Source organism: Butyrivibrio sp. WCD3002, assembly GCF_000424265.1.
GTDB lineage: Bacteria > Bacillota > Clostridia > Lachnospirales > Lachnospiraceae > Butyrivibrio.
Genome location: NZ_AUJO01000003.1, coordinates 179,318 through 199,485 on the forward strand (window position 1 = coordinate 179,318; position 20,168 = coordinate 199,485).

Annotated in this window: 14 protein-coding genes; 2 read left to right on the top strand and 12 right to left on the bottom strand. The window is 42.8% G+C overall.

From position 1 onward, the window contains the following. Nucleotides 1–13: 13 nt before the first annotated feature. The 9 genes from G608_RS0106150 to lepA all read right to left on the bottom strand — a co-directional run bounded on the left by G608_RS0106150 (nt 14) and on the right by lepA (nt 12,474). A complete protein-coding gene (locus G608_RS0106150) occupies nt 14–1,009 on the bottom strand; it encodes a LacI family DNA-binding transcriptional regulator (protein ID WP_026495303.1) in 996 nt (331 codons plus the stop codon). Between the two features lie 35 nt (nt 1,010–1,044). Next, nucleotides 1,045–1,920 carry a sugar ABC transporter permease gene (locus G608_RS0106155; RefSeq protein WP_026495304.1) on the bottom strand — a complete coding sequence of 292 codons (876 nt, stop codon included), beginning with the start codon at nt 1,918–1,920 and terminating at the stop codon, nt 1,045–1,047. Beyond that, nucleotides 1,920–3,320, bottom strand: a complete 1,401-nt coding sequence (locus tag G608_RS0106160) for a carbohydrate ABC transporter permease (RefSeq protein ID WP_026495305.1) — start codon at nt 3,318–3,320, stop codon at nt 1,920–1,922. Before G608_RS0106160 ends, G608_RS0106155 begins: the two co-directional genes overlap by 1 nt. Nucleotides 3,321–3,456: 136 nt before the next feature. After that, the gene (locus G608_RS0106165) at nt 3,457–4,839 is read right to left on the bottom strand and encodes an extracellular solute-binding protein (RefSeq protein ID WP_026495306.1); all 1,383 of its coding nucleotides are present in this window, start codon (nt 4,837–4,839) and stop codon (nt 3,457–3,459) included. 252 nt (nt 4,840–5,091) lie between these two features. Then, entirely contained in the window at nt 5,092–6,330 is a 1,239-nt protein-coding gene (gene dprA, locus G608_RS20130) for a DNA-processing protein DprA (protein ID WP_051208920.1), read from the bottom strand. Continuing rightward, a complete protein-coding gene (locus tag G608_RS20135) occupies nt 6,330–7,955 on the bottom strand; it encodes a YifB family Mg chelatase-like AAA ATPase (protein WP_051208922.1) in 1,626 nt (541 codons plus the stop codon). The genes dprA and G608_RS20135 overlap by 1 nt, the downstream gene beginning before the upstream one ends. 216 nt (nt 7,956–8,171) lie before the next feature. Then, the gene (locus G608_RS0106180; protein WP_026495307.1) at nt 8,172–9,233 is read right to left on the bottom strand and encodes a type IV pilus twitching motility protein PilT; all 1,062 of its coding nucleotides are present in this window, start codon (nt 9,231–9,233) and stop codon (nt 8,172–8,174) included. A gap of 132 nt (nt 9,234–9,365) precedes the next feature. After that, nucleotides 9,366–10,670, bottom strand: a complete 1,305-nt coding sequence (gene hemW, locus G608_RS0106185) for a radical SAM family heme chaperone HemW (RefSeq protein ID WP_242829347.1) — start codon at nt 10,668–10,670, stop codon at nt 9,366–9,368. Further along, nucleotides 10,657–12,474: a translation elongation factor 4 gene (gene lepA, locus G608_RS0106190; RefSeq protein ID WP_026495309.1), complete on the bottom strand. Its 1,818-nt coding sequence runs from the start codon at nt 12,472–12,474 to the stop codon at nt 10,657–10,659. Before lepA ends, hemW begins: the two co-directional genes overlap by 14 nt. Before the next feature lie 244 nt (nt 12,475–12,718). Here lepA and rpsT point away from each other — a divergent pair, with 244 nt between their 5' ends. Further along, a complete protein-coding gene (rpsT, locus tag G608_RS0106195; RefSeq protein WP_026495310.1) occupies nt 12,719–12,982 on the top strand; it encodes a 30S ribosomal protein S20 in 264 nt (87 codons plus the stop codon). 118 nt (nt 12,983–13,100) lie between these two features. Here the strand turns inward: rpsT and G608_RS0106200 are convergent, their stop codons facing one another. The 3 genes from G608_RS0106200 to G608_RS0106210 form a co-directional block, all read right to left on the bottom strand. Then, nucleotides 13,101–14,042: a TIGR03943 family putative permease subunit gene (locus G608_RS0106200; protein WP_026495311.1), complete on the bottom strand. Its 942-nt coding sequence runs from the start codon at nt 14,040–14,042 to the stop codon at nt 13,101–13,103. Nucleotides 14,043–14,140: 98 nt separating this feature from the next. Continuing rightward, nucleotides 14,141–15,265, bottom strand: coding sequence for a CobW family GTP-binding protein (locus G608_RS0106205; RefSeq protein WP_026495312.1), 1,125 nt, complete (start codon nt 15,263–15,265; stop codon nt 14,141–14,143). Nucleotides 15,266–15,361: 96 nt separating this feature from the next. Further along, nucleotides 15,362–18,727: a hypothetical protein gene (locus G608_RS0106210; protein ID WP_155833227.1), complete on the bottom strand. Its 3,366-nt coding sequence runs from the start codon at nt 18,725–18,727 to the stop codon at nt 15,362–15,364. A 276-nt stretch (nt 18,728–19,003) separates the two neighbouring features. Here G608_RS0106210 and G608_RS20140 point away from each other — a divergent pair, with 276 nt between their 5' ends. Beyond that, nucleotides 19,004–20,077: a GGDEF domain-containing protein gene (locus G608_RS20140; protein WP_196810146.1), complete on the top strand. Its 1,074-nt coding sequence runs from the start codon at nt 19,004–19,006 to the stop codon at nt 20,075–20,077. Nucleotides 20,078–20,168: the final 91 nt, after the last annotated feature.

The following is a 20,168-nucleotide window of genomic DNA, read 5'->3' on the forward strand; positions in this document are numbered from 1 at the left end:
CGGCATATTGATTTTACTTCGTGCTTTCTTTCATTACAACTTCATAATTCTTCAAGCTTTGTTTTTCAACCTTTTCACCATCTATCAGTGAAAGCAGCATTCTGGTTGCTGTAGCTCCAAGCTTTCTTTCATCAAAATTCAGTGAAGTAACAGGAACTACTGCATTTTCCAGAATATTACTGTTGTAAAAGGATGCCAGTCTAAGATCCTCGGGAATCTTGATTTTTTGCGCTCTGCATATAGAGATCACATATCCCGCAAGCTGATCATCCATACAGATTACTCCATCAACTTTCTTTGCTGCAAGATGCTTTAAAATCTCTGTAAGTCTCTGCTCATTTCCCTGATTCAGAAATATGAGAGACTCATCGATTTTCTTGTTAGCCCTCTTAAAGGCATCAACAAATCCATCATATCTGGTTCTGGTGATCATGTGATTCTGTGAACCACCGATAAGAGCCAGCTTGGAGTGTCCCTTTCCTATCAAGATAGAGGTAAGCTCCATACATGCGCCATAATTATCATTATCAACAGTAATGATATCTTCGTCAAAGGACGTTCCTATTGCTATAAAAGGAATTCCGCTTTTTTTCAGATACTCAGCAGGCTTATCATCAATAAGTGTTCTTGTCAGGATTACTCCGTCAACCTTTCTGTTCTCAATGATTCGTCTGAGATTAGATATCTCATCTCCGGATACAAGGGTTATAACAATGTCATATCCATGACCGCTTGTAACCTCACTCATTCCAATAAGGCAACGCTGAAAAAAAGGCAGGTCGACAAGTGAATAATCACCGGGCCATACAACAGCCATGTTATATGTCCTTCTCTGAGCAAGTCCTTTGGCAACAACATTAGGTTTGTAATTATTCTGTTCTATGTATTCGAGGACGCGGGTTCTTGTTTTTTCTCCAATTCTGCCCTTACCAGAAATTGCTCTGGATACGGTAGTTTTGGAAACACCAAGGGCCGCCGCAACATCCTCGATGGTTATTTGCTCGCCCATATTTTTTCTCTCAAAGTTTTAATAAGGAAGTTCCGTTAGCCTTTTACAGCACCGCCGGTAACACCTTCAACGTAGTACTTCTGCAGGAACAGGAACAACAGTGTAACCGGAATGGCAACAAGCACGCCGCCGGCACAGAATCTGGTAAAGTAACCCTGATAGTCACCGGTGTTCATCCATCTGTACATGGAAACGGCTACGTTGTAGCTCTTATCATGTCCAAATGCGATGTAGGAAGCAAATACATAATCATTCCAGGGTGCCATGAAAGCTACCAGCATTGTGTAAATGATGATGGGCTTACTCATGGGAAGTGTCATTGTAAAGAATACTCTTGCTCTGGAAGCGCCATCGATACGGGCAGCTTCATCCAGTGCCTTGGGAATAGTATCAAAATATCCCTTACATACGTAGTAACCCATACCTGAGCTTGCAACAGATACCAGAATCAATCCCGGTATAGCACCTGCCTGAGTAAGTCCCATCTGCTTAAGCAGGAAGTACAGACAGATCATTGTAAGGAAGCCCGGAAACATACCAAGTACCAGCCAGAACTTCATAAGTGCTGTTCTTCCGTAAAATCTCATACGGCTAAGAGCGTAGCTTACGCAAAGTATGATGATAGTCTGAAGCACTGATACGCAGGTAGCAATGATAACTGTATTGAGATACCATCTCTTGAAGTTGGTCTCATTTCCAAGAACGAATCTGTAGTTATCCAGTGAAAAGGTCTTGGGAATTATATAACCAACAATTCCGCCGTACTCAACCTCGGGAAGATATGATCTGAAGCTTCCAAGTACCAGTCCCACAAAAGGGAAAAGCCATATTATAACGATGATTGTAAGTGCCAGATAAGCAAGTGCATTGCTAATGGCACGTTTCTTTTTCATAGAAGTCTCTTTTGCCATTACTGGAATCCCTCCTCATCCTTAACTGACGGCAGCATGCGATATACAGAAAGCATGATTATAGCCGTAACAACGAATACCATGATACCTATTACAGCGGCCATCTTATAATCAGTGTCATTGATGGTCATCTTATAAAGCCATGTTACAAGAAGGTCTGTACCACCTGCACCTCCTGCATAACTCATAGACTTTGGTCCGCCACCTGTCAAAAGATAGATAACGTTAAAGTTATTAAGGTTACCTGTATAGGATGTAAGCAGATAAGGTCCTGTTACGAAAAGCATGTATGGCATTGTGATATTCTTAAACATCTGCCAGGGTGTAGCGCCGTCAATCTTGGCACTTTCATACAGATCCTCAGGAATGTTCATAAGAAGACCTGTAGCCATAAGCATAAGATAAGGGATACCTATCCAGATATTGACTACTACGATTGTTATCTTTGCAAGCCATGGATTTGTCCAGAATGGAATCGCACTCTTTATTATTCCCAGTTTAAGAAGTGTTGCATTGATTATACCTGCGTTATCAAACATCTTTGCCACATACAAAAGACTTACAAACTGAGGAATAGCGATGGTCATAACAAGACATGTACGCCAGAACTTTTTAAATTTGATTCCCTTCTTGTTAATAAGAATCGCTACTGCTATTCCAAGGAAGTAGTCAATAAAGGTTGCAAGAAAAGCCCAAACCAGAGTCCAGAGAAGGACGCTTACGAAGGTACTTCCAAATCCGCTTTTTCCAAAGGAAAAAAGATTCTTGAAGTTTTGAAGTCCAACCCATGTGAACAACTTGGTAGGTGCCTGATGTGTCGCATCATAATTGGTAAAGGCAACACATATCATGAAAATGATCGGCAAAACGGTGAAGGCGAATACACCTGTTACCGGAAGTGCCAACAAAGTTTTATCAAAATTAGAATCAAAGAGTGACAGGAAATCTGCTCTGTTTCCGGGAAGTTTCTTGCCTTGTTTAAGTGCAAGCTCTTCCTTTCTGTTCTCTTTGATGTTCATTCTCCACAAGAAAATAATGAATACAATAAAAATAAGAGTTAAAAGACCAAACAAAAGGATCAGGAATGAATGATCTCCATACACTATTTTTCTGCGCTTTTTAGTTGTCTCGATTACACCAAGTGTTCCCAGCTTGGAAAAATATTTACCGCCAAAAGCTCCAAGGAACACAAAGAATAAAATCTCAACAACAAGATACATAAGGCCTCTTAAGGTCTGTCCCCTGAGTATCGGTCCGATACCCATAATCAAAAATGAGAGTTTTGTTTTCCAATCGCCCTCTTTAAATGTGACCCCAATCTCCTTGAGGTCATTTACCAAAATCGAAAAAAATCTGCTAATAGGATTCTGTTTCGAATTAGACGCATTATCACTGCTCATAGCGTTCTCCTCCGCTCTTGCGTTCCCACACAACCAAGTATTTTCAGCATTCCTTCTAAAAAACCGGCAGAAGGCAAAAGCTCCTGCCGGTTTGAATTTTTCAAGGTATTGTTTTTACCTCGCTAAGTCATCAGTTTTACTGAGCAAGACCTACTACTGTCTCCTGGAATGTAGCAAGTGCTGCCTTGAGGTCATCATCAGATGCGCTCTGGAACTTGTCTGTTACATCACCAGCAAGTGCCTCTGCATTTGACCAGTAGTCACCAGGATACTGACCCTGAGGAATTGTGAATGCGAACTGCTCTGAAAGTGCTGAAAGAGCTTCGTCAGCCTTAACTGAAGAATCTTCCTGAGCATTGAGGTTTGAAGGGCCCCAACCTACTGCATTGTATCTGGCAAGCTGAACTTCTTCGCTTGTGAGGTACTGAGCAAGTGCATCACATACAGCAAGCTTGTTCTCATCTTCCTGAGGCTTAACACCAAGAAGCTTGCATCCGTTGAAACCGCTCATCTGATAGCTCTTGCCATCAGAACCTGTGAATGTAGGAAGCTTAGCGCAAGCGTAGTTGTCGCCAAGTGCTGCCTTAACTACATCTGCATCCCATGTACCATCGATGATTGCTGCATAGTCAACTGCATCGCCTGCAGAAGAACCGGGCTGGAAAGCCTTAGAAGAAGCAACTTCGATCATCTCCTTAAGAGCTACGAGGCCTGCATCTGAATCATAGTTACAATCGCATGCTGTGAAGTTACCGTCATTGTCTGACTCGTATGTAAGTGTGCATCCTGTTCCGAAGAAGAATGCTACCTGATACCAACCTGTAAGATCCATGTAGAAGTTCTTACCAGCTGCTTCGCACTGCTCAAGGATGCCCTCAAGAGTAGAAGGATCTGTTACAACGCTCTTATCATAGTAAAGGAAATATCCGTTATCAGCTGTCATAGGATAAGAATAAAGTGTATCGCCAACTGTTGCTGCTGTTACAGCACCTGCTGCGTTCTCACTCTTGATTGCATCAACGTTCTCAGGAGCAACCTCCTCAAGAGCACCTGCTGCAACAAGTCTTGCTGTCTGGTCCTGAGCGAAACCATAAATATCAGCACCTGCTGTTACGTCTGTGATCATGTTGCTTGCTGCATCGCCTTCACCTACAGCCTCAACTGTTGCTGTGTATCCGGCGAACTGAGGGTTAGCTTCGATAAACTTATCGAACTGCTCCTTTGTGAAATCAACTACATTGTCAGCAACCCAGATCTTAATCTCGCCTGTGCCGTAATCTGTGTCATCTGCTGCTTCTGCAACATCTTCTGTAGCTTCTTCTGTTGCTTCTTCAACTGCTTCTGCTGCATCTTCAGTTGTTTCTTCAACTGCTTCTGTTGCCTCTTCTGCAGTCTCCTCTACTGCATCTGCAGTGCTCTCAGCAGTATCTGCTGCTGTGTCGGCTGCGCCGCCGCATCCTGCAAGCAGTGATGCAGTCATAGCTGTTGCCATCAAAACTGATACCAATTTCTTTTTCATTTTACTTTTTCCTCCGTTTATTACCGTTTTTTTGTTGCGCAATGGTTAATTTGCGCAATCGGTTGCTCTTGATCACATTGTAAGTCTGTGCTTTTTTATCGTCAATAGTGATTTCTTCCTAAAAGAAAAACGTTTTCCTTATACAAATTGCACAATTTTGTTACCGGAAACGTTTAGTTTCAAAAAGTGCATGCGCAACCGTTTGTCTTGGCTTATTAACTGTGTCGGTAACGTTTCCGATTTATATTTTCATTATTGTGCTTTTTTATAAAAACCGGCTCCGTTTCCTGCCGCTACGCCTGTAATACAAAGCTCAACAAGAATGTTCATAACCTCTGAAATACCGATATTTATGCCCTTTTCAGCCATTTTCTCATATATCGAAGCCGATGTCTGAGGATAGAAATCCATCACGGAGTAAACCTCTTGTTGTGCACTGCTCATAGTTATAAATGGCACAGTTGCGCTACTCTCCGCCTGAGCCCCTTCGGAAACTCCAATGTTTTCCCCAGTTTCAGCCACTTTATCATCTGAAGACAAATTTTTATTTCCGACGAACACTTCTCCCATCAGCTTTCTTCTGAGAAAATCCACGACATCCTCAGGTGATGTGGCAATTTCTGCCCCCTGACGAATCAACTGATTGCAGCCACTGCTAAGGTTATCGCATATCCTTCCCGGGACTGCAAAAACTTCTCTCCCCTGGTCAAGAGCCATATCCACCGTTATAAGTGTTCCGCTTTTCTGTCTTGCCTCAATAACAATAACAGCATCGGACAGCCCGCTTATTATCCTGTTTCTTGGCGGAAAAAACTGTGGCTTTGGAAGTGTTCCGGGGACATATTCGGATATAATTCCTCCCGAGACTATAAGTTCATCATAAAGTGCCCTGTTTTCCTCAGGATAGCAAACATCTACTCCGCTTCCCAGAACGCCGAAGGATGCACCGCCCGCATAAGCTGCTGCTTTTTGCGCAATGCCGTCAATTCCCCTGGCCATTCCGCTTATAACCTGTATTCCGGCCAGCGCCAGCTTTTCTCCAAATAATCTCGCGGCATATTTTCCATACTCAGAGCTGTTCCTTGCTCCGATTATTGATACCGAAGGCCTATGCTCATCAGGCATTTTCCCTGCGCAGTAAAGTGCAAAAGGCGGATCAGGAATATCCTTTAAACGACCCGGATATCCTTCAGAAAAATAGGAGCAAAAGTCGATTCCCCTGGTGTAGAGATATTCAAATTCTCCGTCCACATCCCATTCTCCTTTAGCTGCCTTAAAGGCCTTAAGCTGTTTGCCCGTGAGCATTTTTCTTAGGACATCGCAAGAGGCATGATAAATCTCTTTACAGCTTCCAAGCTCCCGGTAAAGCATAAACAGCGTCTTATTCCCAAAGCCCTGAATATTGTGAAGCATATAAGCATATTTATCTTCTTCCGCAAAAACCGCATTATTCAACGGCTTGCCGCTCTCAAAGTCTTTTATATTGCCCATCAGCATACCCTCCTGTTCTTGATAATCGGAGAAGCTGTTCTTTCTTTTGATGAGCTTTCCTGCTTGTTCCAGTATCTTGAATCTGTCATTCTATAGCAGGCAGCCTCGGTGATATGTCTTGTCTCAATGTTTTCGCTTCCATCAAGATCCGCTATGGTTCTTGCTACCCTGAGAACCTTATGATATGCCCTGGCGGATAAATCCATCGTATTGAACACCTGCTCCATAAGTCTTTGCTCCTTTAGACCAAGCTTGCAATATCTTCCTATCTGGGCAGGGCTCATCTCAGAATTAAACCTTATGCCCTCATCCTTAAATCTCCTTTTCTGAATGTCCATGGCGCCAAGAACACGCTTTCTTATCTCCGCACTGCTCTCATTGCACTGATTTCCGTGACTAAGCTCACCCACATCAATCTTGGAGGCTTCAACGCTTATATCTATCCTGTCCAGAATAGGCCCGGATATTCTGCCAAGATACCTTGATATCTCGCTTTCCGAACACCTGCATTTATTAAGGTCAGGATAATATCCACATGGACATGGGTTCATGGCTCCCACAAGAAGCATATCCGCAGGATAGGAAAAAGTCCCTCCGCTTCTTGCCACATGGACCTCTCTGTCCTCCAAGGGCTGTCTTAAAAGATTGAGCGTATTTCTTTTGAATTCCGTCATCTCATCAAGGAAAAGCACTCCTCTGTGGGCAAGGGAAATAACACCGGGATGAGGTATTGTTCCGCCTCCCGTAAGTGCCGGTTCCGTAATGGAATGATGAGGGCTCATAAAAGGACGCCTTGTAATCAGTGCTTCACCCTTTTTTATCATTCCCGCCACACTGTAGATTGAAGATACCTCAAGACTTTCATCCTCCGACAAGGGCGGCATTATCCCCGGTATACGTTTTGCAATCATGCTTTTACCGGAACCGGGCGGCCCCACAATAAGAATGTGATGATATCCTGACACTGCTATCTCAACCGCTCTTTTTACGGCTGCCTGTCCGTTTATCTCTGAAAAATCCATACCTCTTAAATATTTTTCTCCGGGCTCAGCATCCTTAAACATCATTTGAACGTCAATTTTAGTAGGCTCAATTACTTTGTCCCGCTCTGATTTTTCCGCAGTCAGATAGCTTATGGTTTCAAGAAGATTCCTTACTCCTATAACCTTCATGCCTCTGACCACAGCGCCTTCGTTTGCATTGTCATAGGGCAAAATACAGGTTTTGAATCCTTTTTTCCATGCATGGGTAACCATAGGCAAAACGCCGTTTACCGCCTTTACTTCGCCATCAAGCCCAAGCTCGCCGATTACCAGTGTATCCTTTAGCGCATCCTCACTTATCTCTCCCATGGCACATAGTATTCCCAGCGCCACCGGCAGATCTACCGCGATTCCGGCCTTTCGGATATCCGCAGGAGAAAGATTGACTGTAATTCTCATCGGAGGCATCGGAAAACCGGCATTTTTCAAAGCAACCCTGACTCTCTCTGATGCCTCTCTTACGTCGCCGCTGATAAAGCCGACCATATTGAACATGGGCAGTCCATCTGACGCGTCTACCTCAACCTGCATCAGATACGGCAATATACCCTTTACCGCACCCGAAACAACTGTACTAAACATAAAAACTCCTTCCGGGGCATAAACGTACCCCAAAGGACCGTTATCCGAAAAAAATTACAAAAATAAAGGAAAATTGTACGGAGAATCTCCGTATGAAATCTTTTTTTATTATACCGATTAGAAAAAGAAATGCAAGCAGATTTTCCGATAAAAAAAATCTGCCTGCACCATAAATAATCTCTCAATCTGCAGCAACTGCCGATTGCTTTATGTGAATTATCTCAATATCTTAGCCTGCATTGTTTCAGGATCCTGGGCATAATGAATTGCCATATCGCGACCGATTTTTCCTGATTTACAAAGCTCAACTATCGCATCATCCATGGTTATCATTCCCTGCTTGCGATTGGTCTGCATGATAGTAATAAGCTGATGGGTCTTGCCTTCACGGATCATATTTCTTACGGCGCTGTTTACATGCATAACCTCAAAGGCTCCCACTCTCGCATCACCGTCAGCTGTAGGAATGAGCTGCTGCGAAATGACAGCTTCAAGAACGTTGGCAAGCTGAATTCTTATCTGCTGTTGCTGATGCGGCGGGAAAACATCAATTATTCTATCAACTGTGCTGGCTGCTCCGATCGTATGGAGAGTTGACAGCACCAGATGTCCTGTCTCAGCAGCAGTAATAGCGGTACTTATGGTCTCAAGATCTCTCATCTCTCCAACAAGGATAACATCAGGATCTTCTCTAAGAGCAGCTCTCAGAGCGTTGGCATAATTATCAGAATCAAGACCAACCTCTCGCTGATTTACAATGGATTTATTGTGCTGATACAAAAACTCGATAGGATCCTCAAGAGTTATAATATGAGCCTCCCTGTTGTCGTTTATCTTATCAATGATAGACGCAAGGGTGGTTGATTTTCCTGAACCCGTAGGCCCCGTTACCAACACAAGTCCTCTCTGTCTCTGGTAGAGATTAACTACCGACTGGGGAATTCCCAGTATCTCAGGATCCGGTATCTCAGTGGCAACAAGGCGAATAGCCATAGCAACTGAGCCTCTTTGTTTAAATACATTAAGCCTGAAGCGTCCAAGTCCTTTAACCGAAAAAGACATGTCATGCTGTCCGTTGGCATCAAGAAGCTCCATTTGTTTTTCAGTCATAATACTTTTAGCAACTTCCATGGTGTCGTCAGGAAGCATTCTCTGATAGCCTTCAAGAGCAAGCAGTTTTCCATTTACGCGCATCTTAGGCGGAATACCTACAGTGATATGAACATCGGATGCTCCTGCTTCTTTAGCTGTTTTAAGAATTTCATCAATCCTTGGCATTTTCTACTCCTTGTAATTGCATGCGCATATTTTTCTATAATTATCTTGTCGAAAAGACCCGAAATTGTCAACGAAGTTACCGTTAAATATTCTAAAATTATGATTAAACATGAGCCCTATGATCTTCTCTTGTCAAAGCAAAAATTCAGCCATGCAGTAATTGCTTACATCAAGGCCTTCCGCCGATAATCGGATCGTATCTCCGTCCCATTCCAGAAGATTTTTCTCCCTAAGCCCTTCGATGACACCTCCGTAAATTTCACCTATTTCTTTTCCAAATCTACTCCTAAATTCATTGGCAGATACGCCGGCCGTAAGGCGAAGCCCCAGAAACATAAATTCTTCCATCCTTGCCTTCTCATCCAGCGGTTCTACATCCTCTCTGATATCCAAAAGCCTTTGATTCTCAGCAGAAAGTGAAATGGCTCCATCCTTACCCTCAGCTTCTCCAATTGAAAAATCACCGTTCAAAGTCTCTATATACCTTTCAAAATCCGAGGTATTGTGATACCTTTCATTTTTCATAAGAGATGAAGCACCAAGACCAAGGCCAAGATAGTCTCCGCCCTGCCAGTATCTTAGATTGTGTATGCACTCTTTTCCCTTCGCAGAATAATTCGAAATCTCATATCGGCGGTAGCCATACGAAGATAATATTTCCTCTGTGCGATGATACATCTGCCGCTCCGTATCCTCATCAGGTAGCGGTAGCCTGGGATTTTGGCAGTACTCAGAGCCATCCTGCATATTCACACTGACGGCAATATCTTTATTCTCATTATCCTCCCCATAAAGCTCGTAAAAAGGAGTCCCCTCCTCGATTATGAGGCTGTACGCAGAAATGTGGCACGGCGCAGGATCAAGGGTGCAAACATATTTTAGATTATCCTCCCAATCAGTGAGAGTCTGACCCGGCAGCGCACTCATGAGATCCACATTTATATTTTCAAAGCCTGCCTTTATCGCATTCCTGTAACATTCCTCGAACATTTCCCTGTCATGTATTCTGCCAAGCCTTTTCAGTTCATCATCCTTTGCTGACTGAAGGCCTATACTGAGTCTGTTAATTCCGGCATTTCTATATGCCTTTAACGCATCAAGATCAGCGGTACCTGGATTACATTCTATAGTTATTTCCGCATCGTCTTTAAATGAAAAATTATCGAAAAGAGCCTTCATTATCCGAACAATAGCTTCAGGCATGACAGCTGTGGGAGTTCCTCCTCCAAAAAAGACCGATTGTACTTCATATTTGCCGCAGCCCGTTGCGGATAGCAAAATTTCTTTTTCCAGAGCATCAAAATAAAGTGCCTGCTGCGCTCTCCCCTTCGGAAAGGAGAGAAAATCGCAGTACAGACACTTTCTTATGCAAAATGGTATATGGATGTAAATTCCAAGACTTTCCATTCTGAAACCTCGTCCATCAATTTCCTTCATCCAGCTTAAGAACACTTAAGAAAGCCTGCTGAGGGATTTCTACGCTACCGATCTGGCGCATCTTCTTTTTACCCTCCTTCTGTTTTTCCAGAAGCTTTCTCTTACGGCTGATATCACCACCGTAGCACTTTGCAAGCACGTCCTTACGCATAGCCTTAACAGTCTCTCTGGCTATTATCTTACCGCCAACTGCTGCCTGAATCGGAATCTCAAACAGGTGTCTCGGAATTTCGCCCTTTAGCTTTTCGCACATCTTGCGTCCACGCTCATAGGCACCTTCCTTGTGAACGATAAATGAAAGAGCATCCACCTGTTCATGGTTAATAAGAATATCAAGCTTAACAAGCTCTGACTGCTCATAGCCCTTGATTTCATAATCAAAGGAAGCATAGCCCCTTGACCTTGATTTAAGAGCGTCAAAGAAATCATAAATAATCTCATTAAGCGGAAGCTCATACTTAAGGATAGCTCTTGTGGCCTCTATATACTCAGTACTGATATACTTACCGCGTCTCTCCTGGCAAAGCTGCATGATGGATCCGACATAATCGGTAGTAACCATGATCTCACCATTTACAATGGGCTCCTCCATATAGTCTATCTCTGAAGGATCTGGAAGATTTGAAGGGTTGGTCAGATCAAATACTGTACCGTCTGTCTTGTGAACCTTGTAGACAACACCGGGAGCGGTGCTGACAAGATCAATATTGTATTCTCTCTCAAGTCTCTCCTGAATTACTTCAAGATGAAGAAGTCCAAGGAATCCCGCACGGAAGCCAAAGCCCAATGCCTGTGATGTCTCAGGCTCATAGAAAAGTGAAGCATCGTTAAGCTGCAGCTTTTCAAGGGCATCTCTAAGCTCAGGATATCTGGCTGTATCTGCAGGATAAAGACCGCAGTAAACCATAGGCATTACCTTCTTATATCCTGGAAGGGGCTCTGCGCAGGGTCTGCTAACCTCAGTCACTGTATCACCGACTCTTGCATCCTGAATATTTTTAATTGAGGCTGTAAAATATCCAACGCTTCCTGCAGAAAGTTCATCGCAGGGAATAAACTGTCCGGGGCCAAAATATCCAACCTCAACCACCTCCCAGGAGGCACCTGATGCCATGCACTTAGCCGTCATGCCCTTTTTAAGGACACCGTCTCTTACTCTTACAAATACGATAACTCCGCGGTATGAGTCATATACAGAATCAAAAATAAGTGCCTTAAGAGGCTCCTTTGAATCTCCGTTAGGTGCAGGAATTCTGTGAACCACAGCTTCAAGAACATCATCAATTCCTGTTCCCATCTTTGCGGAAACAAGGGGAGCATCATGAGCTTCAATCCCAATTACATCCTCGATCTCTTCCTTAACCTCATCCGGTCTTGCACTGGGAAGGTCTATCTTGTTGATTACAGGAAAAACATCAAGGTCGTGGTCAAGGGCAAGATATACGTTTGCAAGAGTCTGAGCCTCAACACCCTGAGTTGCATCAACAACAAGTATTGCGCCATCGCATGCGGCAAGGCTTCTTGAAACCTCATATCCAAAATCCACGTGACCGGGAGTATCTATCATATTGAAAACATACTCCTCGCCGTCCTTAGCCTTATATATCATACGCACAGCCTGAGATTTGATAGTAATACCTCTCTCCCGCTCTATATCCATATTATCGAGAACCTGATTCTGCATCTCTCGACTGGTAAGCACCCCGGTAGTTTCGATCATACGATCAGCCAGGGTAGACTTGCCGTGATCAATATGTGCAACTATGCAAAAATTTCTTACTTTACTCTGATCAAATTCAGCCATTCTTTAAATCCATCCTAAAAACAATAATACATACGTGCCGGATATTTTAGGGTGGCACGCACACCTTGAAATATGATAACATAAGAAGCGTTATAAAGTACAGCAATTCAAAAAAGCTCTTGACATAATGTACTATAACATCTAAAATATTTGGGTGTATGTGGCATTGACTGTCCGTGTCCGGTTTCATAGCCATATAACTTAGATGACTATTAAATTTTTTGTAATAATAATGGAGGAAGTTATGGCTAATATCAAATCTGCCAAGAAGAGAATTCTTACAAATCAGAAGAAGGCTGCAAGAAATCAGGCTATCAAGTCTGGTGTTAAGACAGAGATCAAGAAGGTAAGAGCAGCTATCGAAGCTGGCAATAAGGAAGAGGCTGCTAAGGCACTCCTTGCTGCTACATCAGCTATCGACAAGGCTGAGTCAAAGGGCGTTTTCAAGAAGAACACAGCTTCTAGAAAAGTTTCTCGTCTTGCTCAGGCTGTTAACAAGCTTGCATAATTAAATATATGAATTTTAAAAACTCCTGCATCTCTCACCGGTGCAGGAGTTTTTTCGTATAGAAAAATTCTTTTCCTATAAAAATCGCCGGCAAAAAAACTCTGCCGGCGATTATCATTTATTCATTTGGATTTGAAAAATCAATTACAGGACTCTTAGGCTCAGATACATGCTCTAAGCTTACAACGCTAAGAAGCGGTCCTACTCCCTGATACTCAGGTACAAGAGCCTTCTTTACATTGGCTGTTACCTTTACCCATTCCTTCTCTTTAAGCGAAGGAGCATCATCATATTCACATTTAAAGCCCAAGAACTGCATATCATCAGCGCAGCAGGTCATAGCCATACGTCCCGGAACAAATGCGTTATCTGCCATATCGTAAGGCTTAGCCACCATTGCAGTGAATGATACATTCTTACCATCATATCTGTCCACGTGCTCAAGGGCATCTAAATAGAACATTCCATATCCAAAATTATTGAGCTCGATGGGATCTGCGTTAAGATCAAAGGGAAGATCCTCATCCAGAGTTACATCAACCTCGCCGTTCATATCTTCAAAAATAATATCAGCCTTCTGGTTGATTGCCTTAACATTTCTCTTATAGGTTGCAAGATCCTCGATTCCGTCACATCTGTTAAACAGGATAAGCTCAGAATTCCTAAGCTGTTCAGACAGAAGTGATTTCATATTTGTAAAATAAAGCTCAAAGCTTGAAGCATCGATTATGGTAATCTGCTGTTCAAGCTTCCACTTATTGGGGATCTTGAAATTCTTAAAATTCCACATTCCGTTATACTCAATGAGAATACGCTCAGGCTCATGCTTTGCATCAAGTGCCATAAGAGCTGCGGGAGTAAAATCCTCCTCATCCTCAAAAGTCTCGAGAACTGTGTTGGTAGCGGTCAGAAGCTTCTCCTCATATTCATTCTCACCCTCTTCACATACTATAAGAAGAGTCTTACCCTTTGTTCTGAAGTAAGGCTGAGCAATTGTATACTTAAAAAAGTCCGTCTTTCCGCTGTCAAGAAAGCCATTAATTACATATACCGGTTTCATTTTCTTTTCTCTATTCCTTCCAAACATCAAATAACTCCACAAAATCCCCCGCCAATACGGCGAGGGATATCATTATTATAACTGTGTTGCGTTAAACATTAGAGCTTTCTCTTAAAGAGCAGTTCGAGATTATCTTCCTTAAGCTCAGCACCGATTACACAGAACTTACCTGTTACATCTGCGCTGCCCTTACGGATTGTAGGCTCACCGGGAACATAATCAAACTCGATCCACTCGCCATTTTCATCAGGAACCATTCCCTTAGCTCTGAGAACAACGCCAAAGTTTTCCTCTTCCTCAAGTCTTCCAAGCATCTTCTCAATCTCATCCTTGGAATACTTAGCAGGAGTCTCCATTCCCCAGCTTGTGAAAATATCATCTGCGTCGTGATGGTGGTGATCATGTTCATGGTCATGATCGTGTTCATCATGGTCGTGATGGTGCTCATGCTCGTCATGGTCATGATCATGGTGGTGCTCATCATGATCGTGGTCATGCTTGTGAGCTCTGTAAACTGTGTTACCATCCTCATCAGTGAATTTCTCTGAACCATGGTCATGGTGATGATGATGTTCATCAGCCTTCTGAGCAAGAACCTCCTTAAGAAGCTCTGCCTCAAGATCATGATTTCCCTCAAAGGTATCAAGAACCTCTTTTCCGTCAAGCTGATCAAGAGGTGTGGTAATAATAGTAGCCTTAGGATTATACTGGCGAATGAGCTCTACAGCTGTCTCAATCTTAGCTTCGTCAGCCTTATCTGTTCTTGTTAAAAGGATGGTTCCGGCATTTTCAATCTGATTTGTGAAAAACTCACCGAAATTCTTAATGTAAACCTTAGCCTTGCTGACATCAACAACAGTAACTGCACTGTTCATAGTAAGATCAGTACTCTGGTCAGCAACATTCTGAATAGCTCTCATAACATCAGAAAGCTTACCAACACCTGAAGGCTCAATAAGAATTCTTTCAGGAGCATAGGTATCCATTACTTCCTTAAGAGAAGTACCAAAATCACCAACAAGTGAACAGCAGATGCATCCTGAATTCATCTCACGGATATCGATGCCTGACTCCTTGAGAAATCCGCCATCAATACCGATCTCACCGAATTCATTTTCTATAAGTACTGTTTTTGTTCCTGCCAACGCTTCCTTCAAAAGCTTCTTAATAAGAGTAGTCTTTCCTGCTCCAAGGAAGCCTGAAATTATATCTATTTTTGTCATATAATCACTCTCCATTCCAAAAATAAAGTAAAATTCTATTACACAACGCTAACATTGTAGACCTGAATTCAGACAACTGTCAAGGAACGTCGGACATCAGTTATTTTCCCGGATTGCTTCTGACTCAGCCGTGCCGTTACTGTCATCAGAAGTATCGCCTGTTACTTCCTCAGAATCAGAAGTTTGCTGTTCTTCACTGTTTTCTGTCTCTTCAACAATCTCATTTTCTACAATTTCCTCTACAAAATCTTCATTTTCTTCATCACTTTCAGGAAGAATTTCTGCGTCTTCATATTCGTCATAGTCCACACTATCACAACTACCATTGTTATCAACCGGAATGAATTCCTCAAAAAGAATTTCTCCGTCAACGAAATCCACCGCTGCGTTTGCAGCAATCAGAGATTCCGCTAAATCATTTTCCTTTTCATATTTGATAGTCGCTTTCACAATGGAATTCTCCTTATATCCGCAACCGGGTATATAGTACTCGACGCTATCTCCCATAGAGCAAACCAGCTCTCTTTCAACCCTCATTGTATATCCATTTATACTTCTCCTGACAGCGTCATCAAGGCTCTCGGACTCCTCATCATGATATGGATTATCTGATGCTGTATTACATCTGTCGCAATAATATCTCTCACCTCCACCATTATTGATACGCCTGTCATATCTATTAGTTCTATAAGAATATATTGTTCTCTCATTAAAACACTCAGCGCCATGTCTGTGTTTTACTTCGATCTGGAAACAGCCGCCTTTATTAAAACTGGTTTCATTAGGGCATGCACCTTTCCCATCAACATGGTGATGATATTCGTACTCAACATCGCTGGAATTTAAGACTGCTTCAGGGACCTGCTTTATCGCATTTTCAAGGTCCTCAAACTTGGCATCCTCAGGAACATTTACTCCAAGTGTGGCAAGCGCGGATGCCAGTCGCTTTTTACCGCTGGCCACATCGTTAAAAACCTTTTCAAGCTTTCCAAACAGAGTCTGGATATCAGTGTCTATCTTTCCTATACCGCTCTCAAGAGTACTCATTCTGCCCTCAATGGTACCAAGCTTGGTGTTGGCCTCATTCTGGGTCTTCTGAAGAGAGCTTACACCACTCTTTACATTATTAAAACCGTTATCAACTTTCTTCTCTACGCCTCCGACCTTTGTTTCAACATTACCGACCTTTACACCGACACCATCAACCTTTCTATCGACGCCGCCAACCTTGGTATCAACACTGCCTACCTTTGTCTCAACGCTACCGACCTTGTTTTTTACTCCGTCAACCTTGCTGTCAACACCGCTTACCTTGGTATCAACACCGCTTACCTTGGTATCAACGCTTCCGACTTTTCCGCCAACGCCATCGATCTTTCCGCCTACTCCATCTACCTTTTTATCAACTCCGCCGACCTTCTTGTCTACGCCATCGACCTTGGTATCTACAGTTCCGACTTTTCCGCTGACTCCGTCGACCTTCTTATCCACGCCGTCGACCTTGGTATCTACAGTTCCGACTTTTCCGTTTACTCCGTCGACCTTCTTATCTACACCGCTAACCTTCTTGTCTACACCATCGACCTTGGTATCTACAGTTCCGACCTTTCCGCTGACTCCGTCGACCTTCTTATCCACGCCATCGGCCTTCTTATCGACGTCATTGATCTTCCTGTCTACATCGCCAACCCTTGATTCAACTTTTCCGACCTTTCCGCCAACACCATCAATTTTTCCATCTACACTGTCAATTTTTCCATCTACACTGCTGACTTTTCCATCCACGCCATCAATCTTTTTATCAACGCCGCTGACCTTCTTGTCTACATCGCCAACCTTTGTATCAACAGTTCCGACTTTTCCACTGACACCGTCAATCTTCTTGTCTACGTCGCCAACCTTTGTATCAACAGTTCCGACCTTTCCACTGACACCGTCAATCTTCTTGTCTACGTCGCCAACCTGAGATAATGCACCATCAACCTTGCTGTCAATACCGGTTACCTTAGAGCCCATACTGTCGACTTTTCCGTTAACGCCATCCATCTTTCCACTTACGCCGTCGATTTTTCCGCTTACTCCGTCCATCTTTCCGGAAACACCCTCGACCTTGCTGCCAACGCCATCAACTTTTCCGTCAACACCTGCTACTTTTTCATCTACACCGTCAATTTTTCCGTCTACATCGGCAATCTTTCCGTCCACGCCGTCAACCTTCTTGTCTACGCCGCTGACCTTTGTTCCGACGCCTTCGACATTGCCGTTAACGCTATCGATTTTTCCATCCACTCCGTCGATCTTTCCGTCGACTCCATCGATTTTTCCGTCTACACCGTCAATTTTTCCGTCTACGGTGCCAATCTTTGCATCTACAGCTCCGACTTTGCCATCCACGGTACCGACCTTTGCATCAACAGCACCAACCTTGCTGTCTACGCCACTGACTCTGGATTCCACAGCACCAACTTTACTGTCTACCGCGCTAACTCTTGAATCAACGCCGCTCACCTTACTGTCAACGCCGCCAACTCTGCTTTCAACACCATCTACTTTATTTTCAACTGTACCGACCTTGTTTTCTACGCCGGCCACCTTGTCCTCAACCTTGTCGAGATTCTTATCGATACCGTCAAGACCTGACTCCACCTTTTTACCTAATCCGGACACGCTCTTATCAACCTTTTCCACGTCCTTCTCGATTTCACCCATCTTTGCCATATATGTATTCTGGGTTTTAAGAAGATCAGATTCCATTCTGGTCAGGGTATCAGTTACATTTGTATTCTCAAGCTGCTTTTCAATCTTCTCGAGATTGTTTATAACAGTCTTGTTTTCACTGTTAGAGCTTTCCTTGTTTTCCTTAATCTGTGCAACAAGGGCTGTAACCTCTGTACTTGATTTGTCACAAGCCTTCTTAATATCACTAAGCGCATTTGTAATCTGTGAGAAATCCTCTTTATCTTTATCTGTGTTTTTGCTCCCACCATTATTCATGCTTTCCTTAAGCTCACATACCTGGTCGGATGTATTCTTGATCTCGGAATGAATTGATGCAAGCTCCTTATCAAGGCCACCGATTTTCTCTACTACCTTGTTGTTATTGGTAGTTGTGGAATTATTCTTTTCATTTTCAATTGTTTTCTCAGAAAGAAGCTTTTGCTCATTCTGTACTGTCTGAATCTCCTTTATGAGCTCCTGGCTTCCTGTCACTACCGAATCAAGCTTTTCAAGATAATTATCAATCTCTCTTAGCTGATCGCTTGCCTTTTTCTGGACGCCGAGAGAATCCCTGCGGACCTCCTCAGCTGCAGCATCAGCACTTATTGCAGGTGTTGTCACATAAACAAAACTGCCACATAATATCGTTGCTGCCATAACACCTGCGCCCATAACCAGCGTATCGTGTCTGCGGAGCTTCTTCAAAAGCTCTTTCATCGAGTTACTTTGTTTGAATGGTTTCATAGATAATAAACCGCCTTTCATAATAAATAATAAAAATAAAAACAATAGGGATTCATCTCGAAGCGATAGCTTCAATGAATTGCCGGCTGACCGCCGACAGGAAGTGATACTATCACACCAAAAATCACATGACAATAGATTTTTGCAAACTTAAGTTTTTCTTAAGATTGTCATAAGAATCTTAAGAATTAAAACAATCAATATAAGTTTTGTGTTTTAGTAGTGATTTTGTGATAGAATGTATTCATGCTTACGAAAAAGATTGCGAAAAATGAATTGAATAATTTTTATCAGTCGAAGTTCGACTACTTCAGAAGAGTCTCATTTTTATCAGCTATGCTGACGGGACTTCTCGAGATTACTTATTTTATATCCGATTGTCAGATATTTGGCAGATTTGCCTACGAAACCCTTGTGCCGAGATGTTCGGTTATCCTGCCACTTTTGCTATTGATAATATGTGAACCGAGAATTAAGAATTACCGTTTTGGTGTTTTCCTATATTACCTGATAGCCCATGCGTCAATGTGGGCCACAATCTGGGCGATATGGTTTCTTCCAAATAAAGATTTCGCCAGAGAAGGCTTTATAATAATGCATTTTGCATTTTTGGCCATTGGACTGGGCATGCCTGTTGCGTATCATGTTCCGATCCACTCGCTGGTACTGCTTAACATAATTATTTCCAATACATGGAATCATTATGAACACTTTGATATGATGATTTCCCTGGCAGTACCTGTTTTCATCGGCATTATTATCATCATGCTGATCCTGGAAAACTCATACGCCGACCAATATCTGATAAAGCGGGAGCTTGAGAAAACATCCATAACTGATAATCTTACCGAGGCATACAATCGTAACAAGATAAATGAAATAGTATCCGACGATGAAACCGAACAGCTGAACATTCCCCATGCGGTGGATGTTGTAGTACTGATGATCGACATCGATAAATTCAAGAGAGTCAATGATACCTACGGTCATGATGCCGGAGATAAAATTCTTGTATTCTTAACAGAGCAGATCAAACGCTGCATCAGATCATCAGATATGCTGATACGCTGGGGCGGTGAAGAATTTGTTGTTCTTCTTGTCGGCGCTGAGACAGAGGTTGGCTTAAAGATTGCTGAGCACATAAGACATTCTGTTGAAACTACTGAAAACGAGGTTTGTCCTATTACCATTTCAGTAGGTGTCAGCAAATATGATGGCGGTAATTATCGCGAAGCTGTCAAGAAGGCAGACAGAGCTCTGTATTATGCAAAGGGTCACGGCCGAAATCTTGTTGTACACTATGATGATATTTCTGACGAAGATCTCTTGGATTATCCAAAATCAGAATAAACCACTCTCCGGCTCTTAGTCGGAAGAACTTTCCGGTTAATTATACGTAAATACAAATTAAGCCCTCATGTCATCACAGACATGAGGGCAA